The sequence below is a fragment of the Streptomyces viridosporus genome, from assembly GCF_002078235.1.
Taxonomy (GTDB): domain Bacteria; phylum Actinomycetota; class Actinomycetes; order Streptomycetales; family Streptomycetaceae; genus Streptomyces; species Streptomyces viridosporus.
This window is the reverse complement of record NZ_MSGP01000705.1, coordinates 1-4,698: the sequence shown is the minus strand read 5'-3', so window position 1 is coordinate 4,698 and position 4,698 is coordinate 1. Positions and strand designations below refer to the sequence as shown.

7 protein-coding genes and 1 pseudogene are annotated in these 4,698 nt (G+C 71.8%); 1 reads left to right on the top strand and 7 read right to left on the bottom strand.

All coding sequences use genetic code 11. The features are described from left to right. Positions 1-95: 95 nt before the first annotated feature. Positions 96-884 carry a hypothetical protein gene (locus B7L92_RS36200; protein WP_438364052.1) on the bottom strand — a complete coding sequence of 263 codons (789 nt, stop codon included), beginning with the start codon at positions 882-884 and terminating at the stop codon, positions 96-98. A 162-nt stretch (positions 885-1,046) separates the two neighbouring features. Here B7L92_RS36200 and B7L92_RS36195 point away from each other — a divergent pair, with 162 nt between their 5' ends. After that, entirely contained in the window at positions 1,047-1,409 is a 363-nt protein-coding gene (locus tag B7L92_RS36195) for a DsrE family protein (protein ID WP_016825627.1), read from the top strand. Positions 1,410-1,521: 112 nt separating this feature from the next. On the opposite strand, the gene B7L92_RS36190 is transcribed toward B7L92_RS36195, so the two are convergent. The 6 genes and pseudogenes from B7L92_RS36190 to B7L92_RS36165 form a co-directional block, all read right to left on the bottom strand. Then, positions 1,522-1,782, bottom strand: a complete 261-nt coding sequence (locus B7L92_RS36190) for a DUF3099 domain-containing protein (protein ID WP_081241416.1) — start codon at positions 1,780-1,782, stop codon at positions 1,522-1,524. A gap of 82 nt (positions 1,783-1,864) precedes the next feature. After that, on the bottom strand, positions 1,865-2,152 hold the full coding sequence (locus B7L92_RS36185) for a DUF1416 domain-containing protein (protein ID WP_004986406.1): 288 nt from the start codon (positions 2,150-2,152) through the stop codon (positions 1,865-1,867). Between the two features lie 42 nt (positions 2,153-2,194). Beyond that, positions 2,195-3,040, bottom strand: coding sequence for a sulfurtransferase (locus tag B7L92_RS36180; protein ID WP_081241415.1), 846 nt, complete (start codon positions 3,038-3,040; stop codon positions 2,195-2,197). Between the two features lie 121 nt (positions 3,041-3,161). Next, entirely contained in the window at positions 3,162-3,269 is a 108-nt protein-coding gene (locus B7L92_RS43770; protein ID WP_350849312.1) for an Ms5788A family Cys-rich leader peptide, read from the bottom strand. Positions 3,270-3,466: 197 nt separating this feature from the next. Further along, positions 3,467-4,207, bottom strand: a complete 741-nt coding sequence (locus tag B7L92_RS36170; RefSeq protein ID WP_081241414.1) for an LmeA family phospholipid-binding protein — start codon at positions 4,205-4,207, stop codon at positions 3,467-3,469. A 174-nt stretch (positions 4,208-4,381) separates the two neighbouring features. Next, positions 4,382-4,698, bottom strand: a pseudogene (locus B7L92_RS36165) (hypothetical protein); the annotation flags it as partial.

The window sequence follows — 4,698 nt, the reverse complement described above, 5'->3', positions numbered from 1 at the left end:
CGGTTCGCCGGACCGCGCCGGTTCGCCGGACCGCGCCGGCTCGTCGGAGGGAGCCGGTTCGCCGGCCGGCCGCACCGGCTCGTCGGGGGTCTCGCTCACAGCCGCTCCATCTGCCGCTCGGCCAAGTCCATGATCGCCTTCTTCTTGATCGGCTCGCTCCCGTACATCCAGATCTCCATGGCGATGTCCCCGCGCCAGGCGTGGGCCTGCGCGCTGTACAGGGGCAGGTAGCCGGGCTCGGTCTCGGGCTCGTCCAGGACGTACGCCCTGCCGTTCCCGGTGCCGGGGATCGCCCAGCTCTCGGAGCCCGCCTCCTCCGCCCAGTACTGACCGTTGGAACTGGCCTCGGAGGCCGCCATGTACTCCTCCTGGCGGTACTGGACGAGGACGATCTCCACGCTGTGGTCCTCGTCGTCCCACGCCGTCACGGCCGCCCGGCGGAACTCGTTCCGCAGGATGTCGCCGAAGGCCGCACCGGTCTCCTCGAAGCCGTTCGCGTACTCGGCCAGGTCCAGCCACCCGTCGGAGCCCTCGGGCCATTCGTCCGGATCCGCCGGATCCGCCCCGCGCGGCACGTCCAGCAGCAGTTCGCGCAGGTCGCCGTCGGTCTTCACGCGTCGGTCCTGTGCGGCGGACAGCGGGGCGGGGGCCTTGCCGCGGTCCTGCTCGAGCACCGGCTGCGACAGCGGCGGCAGCGGGGTGGGCTCCCGCCCGGCCTGCACGAGGTACCCGGCACAGGCACCGGCGATCACCCCGAGCGCCGCGGCGGCACCGATCAGCGCGGCGAACCGCCCCCGCCGGCGCCCCCGGGGCTCGTCCGGGGCCGCGGCGGCCGGAGCCGCGGTGTCCGCGGCCGGGACGGCCTCCGGGGTGTCGGACGGCACCGGCGCACCGGACGGTCTCGGTGCGTCCGGGGCGTCGGCCGCTTCTTCAGGTTGTTCCAAGGCGTCCCCCACAGAAGGTGAAGCGCGCGTTCCGTCCGCGCGTGCTGAGGAGACTCACAGGTGATCGTCACGGTTGCAGGGTGCATTGATTACGATTCGGCCATGGCGAAGAAGCTCGTGATCAAGGTGACCGCGGGGGCCGACGCCCCCGAACGCTGCTCCCAGGCGTTCACGGTGGCGGCGGTGGCCGTGGCGAGTGGGGTGGACGTCTCCGTGTGGCTGACCGGGGAGTCGGCGTGGTTCGCGCTGCCGGGCCGGGCCGCCGAGTTCGAGCTGCCGCACGCCGCGCCGCTGCCCGAGCTGATCGAGTCGCTCCTGGCCGGCGGCCGCCTCACCCTGTGCACGCAGTGCGCGGCCCGCCGCGACATCACGGAGAAGGACGTCCTCGAGGGCGTGCGGATCGCGGGTGCGCAGGTGTTCGTGCAGGAGGCACTGGCCGACGACACCCAGGCGCTCGTCTACTGAGACGACGGAGGCGACGCGGAGGACGTGGACGGCGCGGAGGACGCGGAGGACGCGGACGACGCGGACGACCGCAGACAACGCGGACGACGGACGGGAGGCGGCCCGCCGGGGCTCACCGGGGCCGCTTCTTGCCGTCCAGCTCGTCCCACCACTCGTCGGACTGCGGGTCGCCGGAGGGGTCGTCCCACCAGCGGTCCTCGGGGCCGCGCCGGTTGGCCACCACGGCGGCGAGCGGCGGGATGACCATGGCCACCACGCACATGCCCACCGCCGCCGGCACCGACCACAGTCGCACGACGCCCCAGGCCAGGACGAACAGTCCGATGCACGTGCCCATCATGACGAAATAGGTGCGGCGCCTGCGCGCGTACATACGTCCAGCGTAGGTCCGGACACGCCGAAGGGCCGCATCCCAGGCGTCCAACCCGTGGGATGCGGCCCTTCGGTGAGCGGGCTCAGACCGCGATCGCGACCTCGGCCAGACCGCCCTGCTGGGCGACGACCGTGCGGTCGGCGGTGCCGCCGGGCACCAGGGCGCGGACGGTCCAGGTGCCCTCCGCCGCGTAGAAGCGGAACTGTCCGGTGGCGGAGGTGGGGACCTCCGCGGTGAACTCGCCGGTCGAGTCCAGCAGACGGACGTAGCCCGTCACCGGCTCACCGTCGCGGGTCACCTGTCCCTGGATGGTGGTCTCACCGGGCTTGATCGTCGAGGCGTCCGGGCCGCCGGCCTTCGCACCGCACATGTCTTACTCCTGAAGGGGTCTGGAAGCGTCGGTCGGGGTGGCTTACTTGGCGGGGCCGAGCTCGATCGGCACGCCGACGAGGGAGCCGTACTCGGTCCAGGAGCCGTCGTAGTTCTTGACGTTCTCCACGCCGAGCAGCTCGTGCAGCACGAACCAGGACAGCGCGGAGCGCTCACCGATGCGGCACAGGGCGATGGTGTCCTTGGACAGGTCGATCTGCTCGTCCTCGTAGAGCGCCTTGAGCTCCTCGTCGGACTTGAAGGTGCCGTCGTCGTTGGCGTTCTTGGACCACGGGATGTTGCGGGAGGTCGGCACGTGGCCGGGGCGCTGCGACTGCTCCTGCGGCAGGTGCGCGGGGGCGAGCAGCTTGCCGGAGAACTCGTCGGGCGAACGCACGTCGACGATGTTCTGCTTGCCGATGGCGTCCACGACCTCGTCACGGAAGGCTCGGATGGACGTGTCCTGCGGCTTGGCCTTGTACTCGGTCTTCGGCCGCTCCGGCACCTCGTCGCCGGGGACCAGCTCGCGGGCGTCGAGCTCCCACTTCTTGCGGCCGCCGTCGAGGAGCTTGACGTTCTCGTGGCCGTACAGCTTGAAGTACCAGTAGGCGTACGCGGCGAACCAGTTGTTGTTGCCGCCGTAGAGGACGACGGTGTGGTCGTTGGCGATGCCCTTGTCGGACAGGAGCTTCTCGAAGCCCTCCTGGTCGACGAAGTCGCGGCGGACCGGGTCCTGCAGGTCCTTGGTCCAGTCGATCCGGACGGCGTTCCTGATGTGGTTCTTGTCGTAGGCGGACGTGTCCTCGTCCACCTCGACGATGACGATGGTCGGGTCGTCCAGGTGCTCCTGGAGCCAATCGGCGTCGACCAGGACGTCGCTGCGGCTCATGCTTTTCTCCTCCGGGGCAGATGCGGCGGGGCGTGCGAGTAGGAGGTGCGCGGCCGCACCGGGCCGGCGCACGGGTGCCCTCAGCGGGGCGGGGCGGGAATGCGGACGGCGACGCGTCCGCTCAGAAGGGTCGACAGAGCATGGCGGCGACACGGCACAGGTCCACTGCCCGCCGCTTCGTGAGATCCGCCTGTCCTCGCGCTCGGAGGACGCTCGTCTGACACTGCATGCAGCCGATCGTAAGGAGAGCGGGGCGGGCGTGTCACCGGCATGTCACATGGCGAGACGCGATCGTCCACCATTCGGTACAGAGAAGCCCCGAGTCGCCTTCCCGCGGGCCCCGGGTTCGCGCGCGCCCGCCGTCACATCTACCCTGCGGACTCCCCCGTCTCGCCTGTCGGACGCCACCGTCCGCCGAGCCCTTCCTCACCCGACCAGACGGACGTCGGACCCCTTCACCGTGATCTCCACCCCGTTCCGCGCCGCCTCGACCTTGTCCAGCCGGATGCCGCCGGGCAGGCCGTCGATCTTCTGCTCGAAGTCGGTGATCTCCCGGATGCGGGACTCGACGAGCTCGACCCCGCCGAACTTCGGCACGCCGTCCGCCTTCACCCGGACGGTGTGGCCGTCCACGACCGTCACCGAGCTGAGCACGGAGACCGGCTCGGGCAGCTCGGCACCGAGCACGGTGGCCTCCACCTCGACCTTGATCTTCCCGTTGCCGCCGTCGGACAGACCGACGACGTTCGCGGTGACCCCGGGGCCCACCCGGGTGGGCTCGGACCTGGCGGTCTCGAGCAGCTCGTCGTAGGCGACCGTCGCGGTGCCGGTGGCGCGGGCGGCGGTGGCGGAGCCGAAGTCGCCGGAGAACTCGACGCCCTCCATGTCGGCCCGCAGGTCGTCGATGCGGATCTTCCGGGCGCCGTCGCCGGTGGCGGCCTCGTAGTCCCGGATCCCGACCTCGACACCGTCGAGGGTGCCGCCCGCGACCTGGGTGAGGAAGGGGAAGCCCTTGATGGACACGTCGGGGGTGCTGGTGAGGTTCTCGGCCGCCTTCAGCCGGTCCGCCGCCTCGCCTTCGGCGAAGTGGACCGCGACGCGGTCCACGATCACGAAGATCCCGCCCAGTATCACGGCGACGATGAGCAGTGTTCGCAGTGCGCGCATGCGGTGTTTCCCCCACCTAGGCGTGTCCGACGGCATCCCTCGACGGCCGGTCGGCCGTCAGCGCGAGGGTAGTCCCGCGGGGGGCGGGGGCAGCGAAATTGTCGATCACCTGTGACAGGGCCCGCACCGCCGGGGCGGGGGCCGCACACCCCGCGGCCCCGGCCCCCTCCGCCCTCAGCCGAACACGCGCCCCAGCACGTACACCGCCGGGGCGGCCGCCGCCAGCGGCAGGGCGACGCCCGCCGTGAAGTGGACGAAGCGCGACGGGTAGTCGTAGCTCGCGACCCGGTGCCCGATCAGGGCGCAGACCGCCGCACCCGCCCCGAGCAGCGCGCCCGAGGCGCCCAGGTCCGTCATCGAGCCGACCACGAACCCCGCGGCGGCCGCCGCGAGCAGCGCGATGCCCACGGACACCGCGGTCAGCGCCCCCGGCAGCGGCAGCGCCCGCGCCACGGCCGCCGCGGGGTTCGTGGTCGGCTCGATGACGGACC